Origin of the sequence: Paracidovorax cattleyae, from assembly GCF_900104515.1 — a bacterium.
Lineage (GTDB): Bacteria > Pseudomonadota > Gammaproteobacteria > Burkholderiales > Burkholderiaceae_C > Paracidovorax > Paracidovorax cattleyae.
Genome location: NZ_FNJL01000002.1, coordinates 68,205 through 86,164, shown reverse-complemented (window position 1 = coordinate 86,164; position 17,960 = coordinate 68,205). Strand labels below are relative to the sequence as shown.

Here is a 17,960-nt window from a genome sequence, read left to right as displayed (position 1 = left end):
CTTCGCGCGGTGCAGGAACTGTCCGCCGGCCGCGTCAGGCCACCGCCAGCGCGCCGGACACCAGCCGCACGACGCGGTCGCAGCGCGCGGCCAGGGCCTCGTCGTGGGTGACCATCACGAAGGCCGTGCCCTGTCCGCGGGCGAGCTGCAGCATGAGCTGGAACACGCCGTCGGCGGTGGCGCGGTCGAGGTTGCCGGTGGGCTCGTCGGCCAGCACGCAGGCGGGGCGGGTCACCAGGGCGCGCGCGATGGCCACGCGCTGGCGCTCGCCGCCGGACAGCTCCGCCGGCCGGTGGTGCACGCGGCCGGCCAGGCCCACCGCGGCGAGCATGGCGTCGGCCCGCTCCAGGCAGGCGGCATAGGGCTCGCGGCGGATGCGCAGGGGCATGGCGACGTTGTCGCGCGCGCTGAACTCGGGCAGCAGGTGGTGGAACTGGTAGATGAAGCCCAGGTGGGTATTGCGCAGGCGCCCCTGCTCCTGGGGCGAGAGCGTGTCGAAGGCCGCGCCCTGCAGCTGCACGCTGCCGGAGGTGGGCGCGTCCAGCCCGCCGAGCAGGTGCAGCAGCGTGCTCTTGCCCGAGCCCGAGGCGCCCACGATGGCCAGGGTCTCACCCCTGTGCACGGACAGGTCCACGCCCTTGAGCACGGTGACGTCGAGCCGGCCTTCGGTAAAGCGCTTGGTGAGGCCGCGGGCCTGCAGCACCAGCGGGGAGCCCGCAGCGCCTGCAGAGCCGGCCAACGGGCCGCCGATCGTGGGGGTCATGTCACTCATAACGCAGCGCCTCCGCGGGATTCACGCGGCTGGCGCGCCAGCTCGGGTACAGGGTGGCCGCGAAGGCCAGCACGAGGGAGATGACCGCGATGGGGGTGATGTCGCTGCTCTGGGGGTCGCTGGGCATCTTGCTGATCAGGTAGATGTCTTTGGGCAGGAAACTCGCGTGCAGCGCATGCTCGATGGCCGGCACGATGACGTCGATGTTGAAGGCCACGAGCAGGCCGAGGGCCAGCCCGCAGGCCGTGCCGATCACGCCCACGAGCGCGCCCTGCACCACGAAGACGGCCATGATGCTGTGCGGGCTGGCGCCCAGGGTGCGCAGGATGGCGATGTCGGCGCGCTTGTCGGTCACGGTCATGACCAGCGTGGAGACCAGGTTGAAGGCCGCCACCGCCACGATGAGCGTGAGGATGATGAACATCATGCGCTTTTCGAGCTGGACGGCGGCGAACCAGGTGCGGTTCTGCTGCGTCCAGTCGCGGATCAGCAGGTCGCCGGAGAGGGTGCGGGCGAGTTCCTGCGTCACTTCCGGGGCCTGGTGCAGGTCGCGCAGCTTCAGGCGGATGCCGGTGGGGCCCTCCAGGCGGAAGATGCGCTCGGCGTCGGCATGGTGCATGAGCACCAGGGCGGAGTCGTATTCGTAGTGGCCGGATTCGAAGAGGCCCGAGACCGTCATCTGCTTGAGGCGCGGCACGACGCCGGCCGGCGTGACCTGCCCGCCCGGCGCGATGAGGGTGACGGGCTCGCCCACGCGCACACCGAGCGCCCGCGCCAGTTCCAGGCCCAGCACCACATGGAAGCTGCCAGGGGCCAGCGTCTGCACGGCGTCGGCATTCTTTGCCGCCAGGTCGGTCACTTCGCCCTCGCGGGCCGGGTCGATGCCACGCACCAGGGCGCCCTTCATGTCCTCGCCCCGCGCGATGAGCGCCTGCGAGCCGACGAAGGGCGCGGCGCCCACGACCTCGGGATTCTTGCGGGCCTCGGCCATGGTGAGCGCGGGATCGGGCAGCGCGGCGCCCTGGGGCGCGAAGATCTCCACGTGGGACACCACGCTGAGCATGCGGTCGCGCACTTCCTTCTGGAAGCCGTTCATCACGCTGAGCACGATGATGAGGGCGGCCACGCCGAGCGCGATGCCCAGCATGGAGACGCCGGAGATGAACGAGATGAAGCCGTTGCGCCGCGTGGCGCGTCCGGCCCGGGTGTAGCGCCAGCCCAGGGCCAGTTCGTAGGGAAGTTGCATGGTGGGGAGAAAGCGCCCCGCGCCGCGACGGGATTGGCGGCACCGGGACGGCGCCGATTGTGGCATCCCGGACAATACCCGCCATGTCGGAGATCCACCATTTGCTCATTCCCCTGGCGGCCAGCACGGCGCCGGGGTGCCGGCAGGCCCTGCAGGGCCTGGGCCTGCCCCACCTGGACCGGCTGCTCGCGCGCCTGTCGGCCGCCGGCACGGATGCCGGCGAGGAATCCGACTTCACCCCGCCGCACGAGCGCGCGCTGGCGCGCCACCTGGGACTGCCGGCCAGCCGCGCCGGCACCACGCCCTGGGCGGCCTGGGAGCGCCATGCGGCGCAGCCGGGCCCGCCCGACGGGTCGGCCTGGGCCTGGGTGACGCCCTGCCAGTGGCAGGTGGGGGCCGACCAGGTGATGCTGGCGGACCCGGCCGCGCTGGGCCTGGACGAGGCCGCATCGCGCGCGCTGATGGACATCCTCGCGCCCTGGTTCGCGGAGGACGGCATCGAGCTGGCCTACCACGCGCCCACGCGCTGGCTGGCGCGCTCGGCGCTGTTCGACGGCCTGGCCACGGCTTCGCTGGACCGGGTGGTGCAGCGCGACGTGCGCGCATGGATGCCCGATGCGGCCCGGGCGCGGCTGCTGCACCGCCTGCACAGCGAGATGCAGATGCTGCTCTACACCCATCCCTTCAACGACGCGCGCGCCGAGCGCGGGCAGGCCCCCGTGAACGCCTTCTGGGTGCACGGCGCGGGCCGCCTGGCCGACCGGGTCCTGGCCGGGGCGGCACCGGCCGAGGTGCCGCAGGCCCTGCGCGATGCCGCGCTGCACGAGGACTGGCGCGCCTGGGCCGAGGGCTGGAAGGCGCTGGATGCCGGGCCGGCCGCCCGGCTGGCGGACCATGTGGAGCGCGGCGGCGCCGCGCGCCTGACGCTGTGCGGCGAGCGCAGCGCCATGGCCTGGGAGACGGCGCCCGCCAGTCTGCTGGAGCGGCTGCGGCGCAGGCTGCGGCCGGTGCGCTTTCAATCCGTGCAGGAGCAGCTATGAAGATCGTGGCCCGGGACATTCCGCCCCGCGCCGTGTGGGCGCTGGAGCAGGCGGGCGTGCATCCGCTGCTCGCACGGCTCTACGCCGCACGCGGCGTGACCGCCCACGACGAGCTCGACGACGCGCTGGCGCGGCTGCTGCCGCCGCCCGGGTTGCGGGGCACGCGCGAGGCCGCGGCGCTGCTGGCCGATGCGATCGCGCAGGACCTGCGCATCGTCGTGGTGGCCGACTACGACTGCGACGGGGCCACGGCCTGCGCCGTGGCCGTGCGCGGCCTGCGGCTGCTGGGCGCCCGCCAGGTGGACTATCTGGTGCCCGACCGCATCGCCGACGGCTACGGCCTGAGCCCGGCCATCGCGCGCCGCGTGCACGAACGCGGGGCCGACCTGCTGGTCACCGTGGACAACGGCATCGCCAGCATGGAAGGCGTGGCCGAGGCCAGGGCGCTGGGCCTCTCGGTGCTGGTGACGGACCACCACCTGCCCGGCCCGGAACTGCCGCAGGCCGATGCCATCGTGAACCCCAACCAGCCGGGCTGCACCTTCGAGAGCAAGTCCATCGCCGGCGTGGGCGTGATGTTCTACGTGCTGATGGCGCTGCGCGCGGAACTGCGCGAGCGCGGCGTGTTCGACAAGGCCGGCCAGCCGAAGCTGGAGCCGCTGCTGCCGCTGGTCGCGCTGGGCACGGTGGCCGACGTGGTGCGCCTGGACGCGAACAACCGGCGCCTGGTGGCACAGGGGCTCAAGCGCATCCGCGCGGGCCACATGCCGGCGGGCATCGCGGCACTCTTCGACGCGGCGGGCCGCAAGGCGGCCGTGGCCGCCACCTTCGATTTCGGGTTCGCGCTGGGCCCGCGCATCAACGCGGCCGGCCGTCTCGCGGACATGACGCTGGGCATCGAATGCCTGCTGACCGACGACCCGGGCCGGGCCGCGGAACTGGCACGCACGCTCGACGCGATCAACCGCGAGCGGCGCGAGATCGAAGGGGGCATGCGCGAGCAGGCCCTGCTGATGGCCGAGAGCCTGTTCGGCGAGAACGACGAGCCGCCGGCCGCAGTGAGCGTCTGGGACCCGGACTTCCACGAGGGCGTGGTGGGCATCGTGGCCTCGCGCATCAAGGACCGGCTGCACCGGCCGACCTTCGTGTTCGCCACCAGCAGCGCGCCGGGCAAGGAGGACGAGATCAAGGGCTCGGGCCGCTCCATTCCCGGCTTCCACCTGCGCGACGCGCTGGACCTGGTGGCCAAGCGCCATCCGGGCGTGATCCTGAAGTTCGGCGGCCATGCGATGGCGGCCGGCTGCACCGTGGCGAAGGACCGGTTCCTGGTGTTCGAGCGCGCGTTCGCCCAGGTAGCCCAGGAGTGGCTGGATGCCGCCACGCTGATGCGCCGGCTCGACACCGACGGGCCGCTTTCGCCGGAATACTGCCGCGCCGAGCTGGTGGACACGCTGCACCGCGAGGTCTGGGGCCAGGGCTTCGCGCCGCCGACCTTCAGCGAGGAAGTGGAGATCGTGAGCCAGCGCCTCGTGGGCGAAGGGAAGAACCACCTGTCGCTCAAGCTGCTGCACCAGGGCCGCCCGGTGGACGGCATCTGGTTCGGCCACACGGAGCCGCTGCCGGCGCGCGTGCTGCTGGCGTTCCGGCTCGACGTGAACGAGTGGAAGGGGGAGCGGCGGGTGCAGTTCCTGGTGGAAGGCGCGCAGCTCTAGCCTGCAAGGCCCTCCCCTGCACCCTGCACCCTGCACCGTGCCTGTGCCGGGGTGCGACAACACATCCGCGGTCCGCGCCGGACAGAGCGCCCCGGTGCCTGGATCGCGGCGCGGATGGCGCTGGTGCGACGCTCCGACAACCGCCCGGGAATTCATCGCCACGGGACAAAAAGACCATGGCGCCGATGGGCCGGCAGGCGCTCTCTGCCGGGAACGAATGCACAGGATTTCCCAACGCTGGCGCGAAATTCAGCGTCTTCATTGGTTTATGTATTGCATAAACTCATATTAATTCTCCGCCGGAAAAACCATTACCTCTCGCCGGTTCGCATGATAGGATGATTTTCCTGGCGCCTGCCATACGCCTCGGTCACTTCTTGAACGCAAAGAAACATACCGGAACATTCTCTCCCGTTTGAACGGAAGCCGATACCCAGCGGTGCCGCCCATCCTCCACCCGACCCATCACTCATGCATTCCCCAGCCATACGCCAGAATGATATCCACCAGAATTTCGAGGCCGATCTCATCGAGGGAATCGACCCCATCCGGAAATTCGCACTCGCCATCGCCATCTACCACTTATTCGACACCGGGCTGTTTTCTCTGCTCGAAGGAGAAACGCCTGTACCCGCAGACGATGCGTGCAGCACATTGGGCATGGATCGAGCCAGGCTGCTAGGACTGTTCCAATACCTGAAGAACGAAGCGATCCTGACAGAGTCCCCCGAAGGCCTGATGCTGTCGCAAAAAGGCCGGGCACTGCGGCCCCTGCAGGGCTGGTACGTGATGCTGATAGGTGGATATGCCACCACCTTCCTGCAGATGGGCGATCGCTTGAAGGCGGGCTCCGACTGGGCTACGCGCAATGCGACGCAGGTCGGGGTTGGCAGTTGCGGCATCAGCCATTTCGACGCGATTCCTCTCACCAAGTCGCTCATGGCGAAAGCGCCGACGGCCTGCACCAGGCTCCTGGACCTGGGCTGCGGCAACGGCCTCTATCTGGCCGAATTTTGCAAGGCCCTGCCTCACATCCAAGCATGGGGAGCAGAACCGGACCGAGGCGGTTACGAAGAAGCGGCGGCGCTCGTCGAGCGAGAGGGTCTTTCCGATCGCATTCGCATCAGCCACTCCGGCGCCGTTGAGTTCCTCGGTTCGGATTTCGATTTCACTCCCGATTTCATCGTTCTTGGCTTCGTGCTGCATGAAATACTCGGCCAGTCCGGCCGGCAGGCCGTCGTCGATTTCCTCAGGAAGATAGTACGCCGCTTTCCCGACATCAACATCATCATTATTGAAGTGGACAACCAGTTCCACGATCCACGTGCGATGCGCCATGGCCTTTCGCTGGCCTACTACAACCCCTATTACCTCCTGCACTGCTTCACCAACCAGAAACTGATCGAAGACGCCGAATGGCAGGAGATTTTCTCCGAGGCAGGCCTGTCTTTGCTCACCCGTGAAACAACTTCCGACCAGGTGGATTCCACCGGCCTGGAAATCGGTTATCTGCTGCGAAAGGGAAAATGATGCGGCTTCATGAAAGACACAGGATCGTACGCACCGACAGTTCTCTCAGCACACTTCAGCAACGGCTGAAATATGCCCGGTGGAAGTTGCAGGACCAGGCGTGCTACTTCGTCGAGAACGTGCCCGTGTGGCCATCCACTGAATTGCCCGCCCCCACTTCTGCCAGGGACGACATCTTTCAATATGCAGATTGCAATGGCAATCCAGGGCTTCTGGATGCCATCTGCATGCGTGACAACGCCACGTACGGCCTCGGGCTGGCCAAGGAGAACATCCTGATCACCAACGGCGCCATGCATGGCTTGTCGCTGGCCTTTCGCCATGCCAAAAGCCATGCGGCCGGTTCGTGCTCTGCGATATGCCTGGCGCCGGTCTTCGGCGCGGTGCCCGCGCTGCTGTCGGCGGAAGGTTACAAGATGGTTTACTACCACATGCAGCAGGAATACCCCTGCGCCGCAGAGCTTCTGGCCTTGTGCCGACCGGACACGAGGCTCATCTACCTCAATTTTCCCCACAATCCGCTCGGCGGCATCTACCCCGGCGCCTTCATGCAGGCCCTGGTACCCGCCCTGGCGGAGCGCGGCATCGCGCTGGTGCTTGATATGGTGTACGACGGATTCATCTTCGGCAGCGAGCAACTGCACTCTCCCTTCCATGAAGCCGAAGACTTCTCGTCGATCTACACCGTCAACTCGATGTCGAAGAACTACGGCGCGCCGGGCCTGCGGGTGGGATGGCTGACATCGTCCATCGAAAACATCGAGGCCATGGCCGGGCTCGTGGAAATCGAGTGCGTCGCCGTCTGTACCCCAGCGCAGACGAAGGCGGCTTCCCTGATCGTACGGGGCAACGAGCGGCTCAGAAGGCAGGTGCTCGGCAGTCGAACCGTCGTGCACGACTTCCTGCGCCGCACGCAGGCCGGGTACTCGGAACTGCCGCCGGCCGGCACCCAGGTGTTCGTGGACCTTCCCGTGGACGATGTCGAGGAGTTCGCCGATCAGGTGCTAGGCGATTTCGGCCTGGTGCTGGCCACCGCCAGCAATTACTCAGGCGTTTCCGGCCAGTACATCCGCATTCCGACGAGCTATCCGGAACACGTCACCCGCGAGGCGCTCGATCTGCTCAGCCAGGGGCTCGAACGCTACGCCGGCCATTGACTCCGGTCCCGTCCGACCCGAAACCACGCCGACCGGTCGCGGCAGGCGAAGCAGAGCACCCTGGCCTCCCGAGCCCTCGGCGCCCCGGTGGTGCACGTGCGCGGGGCAGCCGGAATCAAGGTTCGCCAGCGCCCCCGCACGTCGTCATCAGCCATGTCCAACGCAAACGCCGTTTCCCCTACCCGCTCCCGTGCTGCCTCCGGGCAGTCGCATATGACCAGCGACTCCCTTCGGGCTCGAACGTGGGCGCTCAATACCGCCTTTTTCATCCCCGGCGTGGGCCTGGCCAGCTGGGCGTCCCGCACACCGTCGATCCGTGACGGGCTGCACGCCTCCATTGAAGAGATGGGCTGGACCCTGTTCGGATTTTCCGCGGGCTCGATGCTGGGTATCCTGACCGCCGGAAAGCTGACCATGCGGATCGGCCCGCGCAGCACGGTGCAGGCCGGCCTGGCGACCCTGCTGCTGGGCATCGTGGGCATCGGCATCGCTGTGCAACTGAGTGCCGTCTGGCTGTGCTTCCTGGGTTTCGTGATGGTCGGCACGGGCATGGGATGGGTGGACATCGGCGCAAACATCGACGGCGTGGAGCTCGAACGGCTCGCGGCAAAACCGGTTTTGCCGGCATGCCATGGATTCTTCAGCCTGGGCACACTCATCGGCGCAGCCGTGGGCATGGGTCTGTCGGCCTACGGAACGTCCGTCCTGTGGCATCTGGGGGCCGTGGCGGTGATCGCCCTGGCGCTCACCTGGCACCAGATCCGCCATCTCGCAGACACGGTCCGGCAGCCGGACAGGACCGGAAAAACTTCGTTCTGGACGGAGATCTACGACGCTCGCCTGCTGATGATCGGGTTTCTCTGCATGGCCCTGGCGTTGGCCGAGGGAGCTGCGAACGACTGGCTGCCCATCCTGATGATCGACGGCCACGGCTTGACGAATACGGCGGGCGTCGCGGTGTACATGGTCTTCACCGCCAGCATGACCGTGGGCCGCTTCTGCGGCAACTGGGTCGTCAGGCGGATCGGCAGGGCCGCCGTGTTCCGGATCTGCACGCTCTCGGCCAGCCTGGCGCTCGCCCTGGTGATTTTTTCGCCGAGCCCCTGGCTCACCGTGTGCGCAATCGTACTCTGGGGCATCGGCGCATCCCTGGGCTTTCCGCTCGCCATGTCTGCCGCCGGAGAGGGAGAAGGCGACACCGCCACACGGGTCAGCATCACGGCGACGCTGGGATACATGGCGTTCCTGGTCGGGCCTCCGATGCTCGGCTTTCTGGGCGAGCGATTTGGCATACGTCAGGCGATGCTGCCGGTGCTCGCTGCCACGCTGCTGGCAGTCACCATGGCGAGTGCCGGGCGGGAGCTGGGCAAGAAGCGGGCATCCTAGAGGCAGGCGCCATCCACGGTCGCGCCGTTTCCGGCATTTTCAGGGGTATGCGTATCCAAACGCGAAACCGCGGTCCTACAATGATTCCGTGCCCACCGCTCTGAACGCCGACCTCCATTGCCACTCCGTGGTGTCCGACGGCACGCTCACGCCCGAGGTGCTGGCGCAGCGGGCGCGCGCCAACGGTGTCGAGCTCTGGGCGCTGACCGACCACGACGAAGTCGGCGGCCAGCACCGTGCCATGGCCGCTGCGGCCGCGCAGGGCATGGACTACCTCACCGGCGTGGAGATCTCGGTGACCTTCATCGGCACCACGGTGCACATCGTCGGGCTCGGCTTCGATCCGGACGATGCGCAGCTGGTGCAGGGCCTGGCCGACACGCGCGGCGGCCGCTGCCAGCGCGCGCAGGAGATGGCGCAGCAGCTCGCGCAGGTCGGCATCCGCAACGCCTACGAAGGCGCGCTGCGCTACGTGGGCAATCCCGAACTCATCTCCCGCACGCATTTCGCGCGCTTCCTCGTCGAGACGGGCGTATGCCGCGACACTTCCGAGGTGTTCCGCCGCTTCCTCACCGAGGGCAAGCCCGGCTACGTGCCGCACCGCTGGGCCGCGCTGGGCGACGCGGTGCGCTGGATCACGCAGGCCGGCGGCATGGCCGTGATCGCGCACCCGGCCCGCTACAAGTTCTCGGCCACGCAGGAATACGCGCTGTTTTCCGAATTCCGGCAGCATGGCGGCCAGGGCGTCGAGGTGGTCACGGGCAGCCACACCGCGGCCGAATACGTCACCTACGCGGCCATGGCGCAGGAATTCGGCCTGGCCGCCTCGCGCGGCAGCGACTTCCACAGCCCCGACGAATCGCACACCGACCTGGGCACGCTGCCGCCCCTGCCCGGCGCCCTCACGCCCGTGTGGGAGCTGCTGGCCGACCGCGTGCGGCGCGCCCACTGACACCCCCCATGGCCCAGTATTTCGAAGTCCACCCCGACAACCCGCAGCCCCGGCTGCTCAAGCAGGCCGCAGCGCTGCTGGCCCGAGGCGCGGTGCTCGCGGTGCCCACGGATTCCAGCTACGCGCTCGTCTGCCAGCTCGACGACAAGGACGCCGTGGACCGGCTGCGCCGCATCCGGCAGGTGGACGAAAAGCACCACCTGACGCTGCTGTGCCGCGACCTGTCGGAAGTGTCCAACTACGCCCGCGTGGACAACCGCCAGTACCGCCTCGTGAAGCAGGCCACGCCCGGCCCCTACACCTTCATCCTGGACGCGACCAGGGAAGTGCCGCGCCGCGTGAGCCATCCGCAGCGCAAGACCATCGGCCTGCGCGTGCCCGACCGCAAGGGGCTGCAGTTGCTGCTGGAACTGCACGGCGCGCCCCTGCTGGCCACCACGCTGATCCCGCCCGGCGAGACGGAGCCGATGAACGACCCCACCGAGATCCGCGCGCGCTTCGAACACCAGATCGATGCCGTGGTGGACGCGGGCGCCTGCCCGCTGGAGCCGACCACCGTGGTGGACCTGACCGACATGGCCACGGGCGGCGACCCGCGCGTGGTGCGCGAGGGCCGAGGGCCGCTGTCGGCGCTGGGGCTGTAGAGACCGGCTCAATCCAGCTTGAACGCGCCTACCGCGCGCTGAAGGTCCTGCGCGCGGTCGTTCAGCGCGGTGGCCGCGCGCGAGGCCTGCTGCACCAGCGCGGCGTTCTGCTGCGTGGTGCCTTCCATCTGCGCGACGGACTGGTTCACGTGGACGATGCCGTCGCTCTGCTCCTGCAGCGCGTGCGAGATTTCCGCCAGCAGGCCACTGACCTGCCCCACCGCACCGACGATGTCCTGCATGGTGCGCCCGGCCTCGTCCACCAGCCCCGCGCCGCTGCGCACCTGCTCCACCGATGCGTCGATCAGGCCCTTGATCTCGCGCGCGGCCACCGCGCTGCGCTGCGCCAGGCTGCGCACTTCGGAGGCGACCACGGCGAAGCCGCGCCCCTGCTCGCCCGCGCGGGCGGCCTCCACGGCCGCGTTGAGCGCCAGGATGTTGGTCTGGAAGGCGATGCCCTCGATCACCTGGATGATGTCCACGATCTTGTGCGAGCTGCCACTGATGGCCTGCATGGTCTGCACGACCTGGCCCACCACGGTGCCGCCGCGCTCGGCCGTGCCGGAGGCCTGCACGGCCAGGCCGCTGGCGGACCGCGCGCGGTCGGCGTTCTGGCGGACGGTGGCGGTGAGCTGCTCCATGCTCTGCGCGGTCTCGGCCAGGGAGGCGACCTGCTCGCCCGTGCGGCGCTCCAGGTCGCCATTGCCGGCGTCGATCTCCCCGGCACTGGCGCCGATGGCGTGCGTGGACTGCTGGATGCGCGAGACGAGCTCGGTCAGCGTGTCCTCCATGGTGCCCAGCGCCCCCAGCAGGCGCCCGAAATCGCCCTGCAGGTCGGAGCTGAACTCCTGGCTCAGGTCGCCGGCGGCGACGGTCTCGGCGATGAGGATCGCCTGGTCTAGCGGGGCTACGATGCCGCGGCGCAGCAGCACGAAGGCCGCGCCCGCCACCGCGAACACCGCGCAACCCAGGCCCAGCAACCAGGCGCGCATGCCGGACAGCTCGGCTTCCGCCGCGGTGACCGCGCGCTCGATCGGCGCGCGCTGGGCGGCGTCCGGCAAGGCCGACGCCGCCTCCAGCGCGGCGCGGTGGGCATCCTGCGCCCGGCCGATGTCGGACAGGCCGACGCCCATGAGCCCTGCCACCAGCAGCGCCACCGATCCGAAGGCCAGGACGAGCCGCGTCCCCGTTCTCCATCCATCCCAAGCCATCACTGGTGTCTCCTGTGGGTTTTGCGTGGTTGCATTTGGCAACAATTGGATATCCTACCGCCGGTACGGGCCGCCCGGTCCAAGGGGTTCCCCTGCCGCGTGCGGGGTGCGCAACGCGGCCTCTGAGACAATCGGCCGGTGGACTTCTCCAACCTCATCCAAACCATCCTCATCTACGCCCTGCCGGTGCTCTTCGCGATCACTGTGCACGAGGCGGCCCACGGCTATGCCGCGCGCCACTTCGGCGACAACACCGCGTTGATGATGGGGCGCATCACGCTCAATCCGCTCAAGCACATCGATCCGGTGGGCACGATCCTGATGCCGCTGCTGCTGTATTTCGCGACGTCGGGCACGTTCCTGTTCGGCTACGCCAAGCCGGTGCCGGTGAATTTCGGACACCTGCGCAACCCCAAGCGGGACATGATCTGGGTCGCGCTCGCGGGGCCGGCCTCCAATTTCGTGCAGGCGGTGCTGTGGGCCGTGCTGCTGGTGATGCTGGTGGGCTTCGGGGTGGACGAGCGCTTCTTCATGGAGATGGCACGCGCCGGCGTGCTGGTGAACCTCGTGATGTGGGCGTTCAACCTGTTCCCCCTGCCGCCGCTGGACGGCGGGCGCATCCTCGTGGGGCTGCTGCCCTGGCGGCAGGCCAGCTGGCTCTCGCGCATCGAGCCCTACGGCTTCTTCATCGTGCTGGCGCTGGTGGTGGCGGGCATCGTGGGAACGGTGTGGCTGCGGCCGCTGATGTCCCTGGGCTATTCGGCCATCAGCCTGCTGCTCACGCCGCTCACGGCCCTGCTGGGCTGAGCCGGCACAGCGCCCGCGGGCCGTGCGGCGGCCCGCGCCTTTCTTCCCGGTTCCGTTTTCCGTTCTCCTTTCGGCCCCGAGCCGCTTCGACCATGAGCACCACGCGCTTTCTCACCGGCATCACGACCACGGGCACGCCCCACCTGGGCAACTTCGTCGGCTCGATCCGCCCCTCGGTGGCGGCCAGCCAGCGGCCCGGCGTGCAGAGCTTCTACTTCCTGGCGAACTACCACGCGCTCATCAAGTGCGAGGATCCGGCGCGCATCCAGCGCTCCACGGTGGAGATCGCCGCGAGCTGGCTGGCCGCGGGCCTGGACCCGGAGCACGTCACGTTCTACCGGCAGTCCGACATTCCCGAGATCCCGGAGCTGAACTGGCTGCTGTCGTGCGTGACTGGCAAGGGTCTGCTCAACCGCGCCCATGCCTACAAGGCATCGCAGGACAAGAACGAGGCCGCGGGCCGGGAGCTGGACGACGGCGTGACGGCCGGCCTGTTCATGTACCCGGTGCTGATGGCCGCCGACATCCTGGCCTTCAAGGCGCACCAGGTGCCCGTGGGGCGCGACCAGGTGCAGCACATCGAGATGGCGCGCGACATCGCATCGAGCTTCAACCACCTCTACGGCGAGCATTTCGTGCTGCCCGAGGCGGCGATCGACGAGCACGTGGCCACCCTGCCCGGGCTGGACGGCCGCAAGATGAGCAAGAGCTACGACAACACGATCCCGCTCTTCTCGCCGCGCGAGCAGCTGCGCCGGCTGATCAACAGCATCCAGACCGATTCGCGCGCGCCCGGCGAACCCAAGGACACCGAGGGCTCCGCCCTGTTCCAGATCTACCGCGCATTCGCCACCGATGCGGAAACCGAGGCGCTGCGCCGGCAGTTCGCCGAGGGCATCGCCTGGGGCGAGGCCAAGCAGATCCTGTTCGAGCGCGTGGACGGCGTGGTCGGGCCGATGCGCGAGCGCTACGACGCGCTGATCGCCGACCCGGGCCGCATCGAGGACATCCTGCTCGCGGGCGCCGGGAAGGCCCGTGCGGAGGCCGGCCCCCTGCTGCGCGACCTGCGCCATGCCGTGGGCCTGCGCAGCCTGCGCGGCGGCGGTGCTGCCGCCAGCGCGCCGCGCGTGACCGCCAAGGCCACCGCCCTCCCCTCGTTCAAGCAGTACCGCGAGGCCGACGGCCGTTTCTACTTCAAGCTGGTCGCCGCGGACGGCCGCCTGCTGCTGCAGAGTACGGGCTTCACCGCGCCGCGCGACGCGGGCCAGGCGATCGCCCGGCTGCAGAAGGAGCCCGGCGCCCTGGCGGCACTGGCAGACCACCTCGCGCCCGTGGACGGCGTGGAGGCCGGCGATGTGGAAGCCGCCTTGCAGGCCCTGATGCAGGCTGCCGAAACCTGATCGCGGGAAGCGTCGTGCCGACAGGCGGTGCGGCGCGGAACGGCGGCCCCGGCCATAACGCTTCATTTACCCCTCGATAACCAAAGAACTCCGACACAAAACATATTTCCGGAAGCCCTACCCTCCCCGAAAGGCGCTTCCTATCATCGCGGCCGTTTTGAGCTCCACCGTTCGGCCGCCGCCGGCCGGGCCGCACCGCATGACCCAGGGCAAGCCAGCCGCACGCCAGACAGACCTCACGAAGAAAGGCGGGCCCATCGTGCAGGGCTCGCACACCGTGCTGATCGGCTCGGCCGGCGGCATCGCCTGCTCGGTGTGCCCAGCTCGTGCGCTGCGGCACGGAGCACCTGCCTGGCGCGCACCAGGGCGGCCATGCTGGGTGCCTCGCCCGCCTGTGGAGTGCCCTGCCAGAGTCCGTGCGCACCGATGCGCGCAGCACCGTAGCCACCGCATCGCCGCTGGGCCCCTGGTGGGTGTTCGCGCCGGGGCCGGTGCCCGCCGCGCCGGACGGCCCGACAACCGGCACGGACGACACGGGCAACACGGACGACCATGCGGCCCGGCACGGCGTGCTGCACGGCATTTGCGACCGCTTCGGCCGCGTGCAGCGCCACGAGCGCCATGCGGACGGGCCTTTCGCGGGCCACCTGCGCAGCATCACAGACGAGGCCGGCCGCCGCTACGGCTTCGAACTGGAGCACGTGGCCCCGGCCTCGCCGGCGGCGCACGGCTGGGGCGCGGACAGCGGCGTGCGCCTCGTGGCCGTGTGGCTGCAGGCCGATCCGCACCAGGCCCGGGAAACCCTGTCCGACCGGCCCGCGCCGCCCGCGCTCGTGCGGTACGCCTATACCGGCCGCGGGGAGCTGGCCCAGGTGACCGACCGCACGGGCTGCACCGTGCGCCGCTTCGAGTACGGAGACGCGGCCCACCCGGGCCGCATGACGGGCCATGCCCGCGCCGGCCGCCCGATGACGCGCTATGCCTACGACGCCCAAGGCCGCGTGGCCGCGCAGGCCACGCCGCACGGGCTGGACCTGCGCTTCGACTACACCCCGATCCCGGCGGACCCGACGGCCTCGCCACCGCAGCCGGTGCGCGCCAGCACGCTGGTCACCGACGGCCTGGGCCGCCAGCGCCGCTACGTGTTCTCGGGCGCGGGAGGCCTGGCCCGCGTGGCCGAGCGCATCGAGGCGGACGGCGCCCGCTCCACCTGGAAGCACGACGCCGCAACGTCGCTATGAACAATGCCGCACCCAAACCATTCGTCTGGATCAAAACAGCCGACGAGATTCTGCAATCCGTCGCTGAATTCTGCCTGCGGACTTCTGACTCACATAGCTAGCGTAGTCTTGATGGGGTCCAAGTCAGTGAGCAACTGCCTTGCGCCGGCAGCGGTCAAGGTTTCGCCCTGTGGCGCAAGAGCCTCAAGTGCTGCAGCTGCGATTCGCGAAAGCCCCAACTCCACGCAGGCAGTCCCAGCTTCAGTGGAGACGCCCTGTCCAAGGGCTAATGCGAACGGAGCCAGGCTCGTGCAGGACCGCCTGGTGCCGGCCGCGGCGTGGTTCTACGGCCTGACTCTGGCCTTCTTCTTCGTCAGCTCGTTGCTGATCATCAACCTGTCTGCCGTACCGCCCTGGCAACAGTCCCCGGGCTCGACAGTAATCCTGGCGCTATGGCAAGATGATTTCGATCGTCACCCCTCCCGCGCGGGGGTGGGGGGCCGCTGTCATTGCCGCGCGGATCGACCGGGGAGTTAAAACAATGTTCAAGAATCTGACGGTGGCCAAGCGAATGGCCCTGGGCTTTGGGCTCTTGCTGGCCATCATGACAGTCGTCGCTGGCATTGCGATCTGGAAGGTACGAGCGATAGATTCGGCCCTGTCGATCGTCAACGAGGAGCACGCAAAGGTCCAGCGCTACGCGATCAATTTCCGTGGTTCGGCCCATGACCGGGCCATCGCCATCCGCGACGTCGTCCTCGCTGGCGATGTCGATGTTCGGCGCAAGGAACTGACGCGCATCGACGAACTGGCTAGCTTCTATGCCAAGTCAGCCACACCGCTGGAGTCACTGATCGCGGCCTCGAAGCAGCGGGCCGAGCTCGAGCGCTTGTACGGCGCCATCCAGGACATCGAGCGGACGACAGTCGCGACGACGACGAAGATCGCTGCGCTGACCGACGCCGGCGACAAGGCTGCCGCGATGACCATGCTGTGGAACGAAGCCAAGCCCCAATACGTGCGTTGGCTGGCCTCCATCAACGCGCTGATCGATCATCAGGAGGCACTCATCCAACAAGAGACCAAGACAGCCATGGCGGAGGCTGCCACCTTCCTGTACGTGATGCTGGGCTCCATGGCGCTGGCCCTGGTGAGCGGCATCGTGGTCGCCTGGGTCGTCGCCCGCAGCGTGTCAGAGCCACTGGCCCGCGCCGTGCTGATTTCCAAGCGCATCGCCCAGGGCGATTTGAGCGAACAGATCGAGATCGACCGCCATGATGAGGTGGGCGAACTGCAACGTGCCCTGGCCGGCATGCAAGACAGTCTGGCCGCCGTAGTGAGCAACGTGCGCGGCAACGCGGAGAGCGTGGCCACGGCCAGCGCGGAAATCGCGCAAGGCAACCAGGACCTGTCCAGCAGGACAGAGCAGCAGGCGAGCAGGTTGCAGCAGACCGCGGCATCGATGGACCAGTTGGGCTCCACCGTCAAGCAGAATGCCGACAACGCCCGTCAGGCCAACCAGTTGGCGCAGGGCGCCAGCGAGGTCGCAGCCAAGGGCGGCGAGGTGGTCGGCCAGGTGGTCACCACGATGCAGGGCATCAGCGACAGCAGCCGCAAGATCGGCGACATCATCGGCGTGATCGATGGCATCGCTTTCCAGACCAACATCCTGGCGCTGAACGCGGCGGTGGAAGCCGCGCGCGCCGGTGAGCAAGGCCGCGGCTTCGCGGTGGTGGCCGGCGAAGTGCGCAGCCTGGCGCAGCGTAGTGCCGAGGCGGCCAAAGAAATCAAGAACCTGATCGGACGCAGTGTCGAGCAGGTGGAGCAAGGCACCGCGCTGGTCGACCAGGCCGGCAAGACCATGGGCGAGATCGTCGGCTCCATCAAGCGGGTGAGCGACATCGTGGCCGAGATCTCCTCGGCCAGCCAGGAGCAGAGCTCGGGCATCTCTCAGGTGGGCGACGCCGTCGGGCAGATGGACCAGGCGACGCAGCAGAACGCGGCGCTGGTTGAAGAGAGCGCTGCGGCTGCCGAAAGCCTGAAGGGCCAAGCGCAACAGTTGGTGCAGGCTGTGGCGGTGTTCAAGCTCTCGGGCCAGTTGGCCTACATCGCCGCGCCGGCAGTTGCCAATGCCTCGACCGGTGAGCGCCGCGGGCCGGACCGCGCCAAGAACGTTACCCGGCCCGCATTCAAGGCCAAGCCGCCTGCCGAACCGGCCAAGTCGCTGGAGGCTGCCACGACGGCCAGCGCTGGCACAAAGACGGGCACCGACGATTGGACTTCGTTCTGACGGCGACACGCCACACCCTGCGCGCTCGCCACTGCAACAGCCCAACAAGTAGACGCCCTATGACTGCCATTCTTGAAGAGCGGCCCGTGGCCGCTCGCGCTTCCGGCGCGTCCACCGCAGCGACAGCCGCCCGAACGGCCATCGCACTGCCCAGCGAATTCCTGAGTTTCCGCCTCCGAGTACAACGACTTCACGGTCGTCATCGTTCTCAACGTGCGCGGCCGGGTGATCGGTGCGGGGGTGGACTCGGTCTCCGACGGCATCGGCTGCGTCAAGACTGGTGACCAGGAGCGCATGCTCATCCTCGGCGACATATTGGCGTTGATGAGCAGCCCAGAAATGGGCCTGCTGGACGCTGTCGTTCACTGATCGACCTCGGGCGCCGCTGCGCGCGCCACTCGAACCACGCAAGGCCGGCCTGTGCCACCACTCACCCGTGGAGTTCGAGCGCCGCGTCGTCGCACAGGCGTGTCAGGCAACAGAGATCAACGAGAAAGACCAAATCCCGGCTTGAGAATCAAGCCGATAACCGTCCTTGGAAGCGGGGCAGCTTCAGGTGAGGGATGGGCGTCGGCCGTCGGGAAAGTCCAGGG

General features: G+C 68.5%; 14 protein-coding genes and 1 pseudogene. 12 read left to right on the top strand and 3 right to left on the bottom strand.

Annotated features, from left to right (window positions below):
* Nucleotides 1–34: 34 nt before the first annotated feature.
* Entirely contained in the window at nt 35–763 is a 729-nt protein-coding gene (gene lolD / locus BLR05_RS01835) for a lipoprotein-releasing ABC transporter ATP-binding protein LolD (protein WP_092832004.1), read from the bottom strand.
* A gap of 1 nt (nt 764) precedes the next feature.
* Nucleotides 765–2,018, bottom strand: coding sequence for a lipoprotein-releasing ABC transporter permease subunit (locus BLR05_RS01830; RefSeq protein ID WP_092832003.1), 1,254 nt, complete (start codon nt 2,016–2,018; stop codon nt 765–767).
* Nucleotides 2,019–2,101: 83 nt separating this feature from the next.
* Here BLR05_RS01830 and BLR05_RS01825 point away from each other — a divergent pair, with 83 nt between their 5' ends.
* The 7 genes from BLR05_RS01825 (at nt 2,102) to BLR05_RS01795 (ending at nt 10,439) form a co-directional block, all read left to right on the top strand.
* Nucleotides 2,102–3,058, top strand: a complete 957-nt coding sequence (locus tag BLR05_RS01825) for a phosphoglycerate mutase (RefSeq protein ID WP_092832002.1) — start codon at nt 2,102–2,104, stop codon at nt 3,056–3,058.
* Complete coding sequence (recJ, locus tag BLR05_RS01820; protein ID WP_092832001.1) at nt 3,055–4,770, top strand: single-stranded-DNA-specific exonuclease RecJ; 1,716 nt, start codon at nt 3,055–3,057, stop codon at nt 4,768–4,770. The genes BLR05_RS01825 and recJ overlap by 4 nt, the downstream gene beginning before the upstream one ends.
* 471 nt (nt 4,771–5,241) lie before the next feature.
* On the top strand, nt 5,242–6,300 hold the full coding sequence (locus BLR05_RS01815; RefSeq protein ID WP_092832000.1) for a 2-ketoarginine methyltransferase: 1,059 nt from the start codon (nt 5,242–5,244) through the stop codon (nt 6,298–6,300).
* The gene (locus BLR05_RS01810) at nt 6,297–7,457 is read left to right on the top strand and encodes a beta-methylarginine biosynthesis bifunctional aminotransferase (RefSeq protein WP_353615655.1); all 1,161 of its coding nucleotides are present in this window, start codon (nt 6,297–6,299) and stop codon (nt 7,455–7,457) included. Before BLR05_RS01815 ends, BLR05_RS01810 begins: the two co-directional genes overlap by 4 nt.
* Nucleotides 7,458–7,670: 213 nt before the next feature.
* Nucleotides 7,671–8,843 (top strand): MFS transporter, encoded by a 1,173-nt coding sequence (locus tag BLR05_RS01805; RefSeq protein ID WP_092831999.1) that lies wholly within the window; start codon nt 7,671–7,673, stop codon nt 8,841–8,843.
* Between the two features lie 88 nt (nt 8,844–8,931).
* Nucleotides 8,932–9,795 carry a 3',5'-nucleoside bisphosphate phosphatase gene (locus BLR05_RS01800; protein ID WP_092831998.1) on the top strand — a complete coding sequence of 288 codons (864 nt, stop codon included), beginning with the start codon at nt 8,932–8,934 and terminating at the stop codon, nt 9,793–9,795.
* An 8-nt stretch (nt 9,796–9,803) separates the two neighbouring features.
* A complete protein-coding gene (locus BLR05_RS01795) occupies nt 9,804–10,439 on the top strand; it encodes an L-threonylcarbamoyladenylate synthase (RefSeq protein ID WP_092831997.1) in 636 nt (211 codons plus the stop codon).
* An 8-nt stretch (nt 10,440–10,447) separates the two neighbouring features.
* Here the strand turns inward: BLR05_RS01795 and BLR05_RS01790 are convergent, their stop codons facing one another.
* Nucleotides 10,448–11,650, bottom strand: a complete 1,203-nt coding sequence (locus BLR05_RS01790) for a methyl-accepting chemotaxis protein (protein WP_092831996.1) — start codon at nt 11,648–11,650, stop codon at nt 10,448–10,450.
* Nucleotides 11,651–11,788: 138 nt separating this feature from the next.
* On the opposite strand from BLR05_RS01790, the gene BLR05_RS01785 reads away from it, so the two are divergent.
* From BLR05_RS01785 to BLR05_RS26940, 5 genes and pseudogenes are all read left to right on the top strand, one after another.
* Entirely contained in the window at nt 11,789–12,457 is a 669-nt protein-coding gene (locus tag BLR05_RS01785) for a site-2 protease family protein (protein WP_092831995.1), read from the top strand.
* Between the two features lie 92 nt (nt 12,458–12,549).
* Nucleotides 12,550–13,857: a tryptophan--tRNA ligase gene (locus tag BLR05_RS01780; RefSeq protein WP_092831994.1), complete on the top strand. Its 1,308-nt coding sequence runs from the start codon at nt 12,550–12,552 to the stop codon at nt 13,855–13,857.
* Nucleotides 13,858–14,273: 416 nt separating this feature from the next.
* Nucleotides 14,274–15,098, top strand: a complete 825-nt coding sequence (locus tag BLR05_RS01775) for a hypothetical protein (protein WP_244160027.1) — start codon at nt 14,274–14,276, stop codon at nt 15,096–15,098.
* Nucleotides 15,099–15,537: 439 nt separating this feature from the next.
* On the top strand, nt 15,538–17,367 hold the full coding sequence (locus tag BLR05_RS01770) for a methyl-accepting chemotaxis protein (RefSeq protein ID WP_092831993.1): 1,830 nt from the start codon (nt 15,538–15,540) through the stop codon (nt 17,365–17,367).
* 174 nt (nt 17,368–17,541) lie between these two features.
* A pseudogene (locus BLR05_RS26940) lies at nt 17,542–17,736 on the top strand (CheW domain-containing protein); the annotation flags it as partial.
* Nucleotides 17,737–17,960 lie beyond the last annotated feature (224 nt).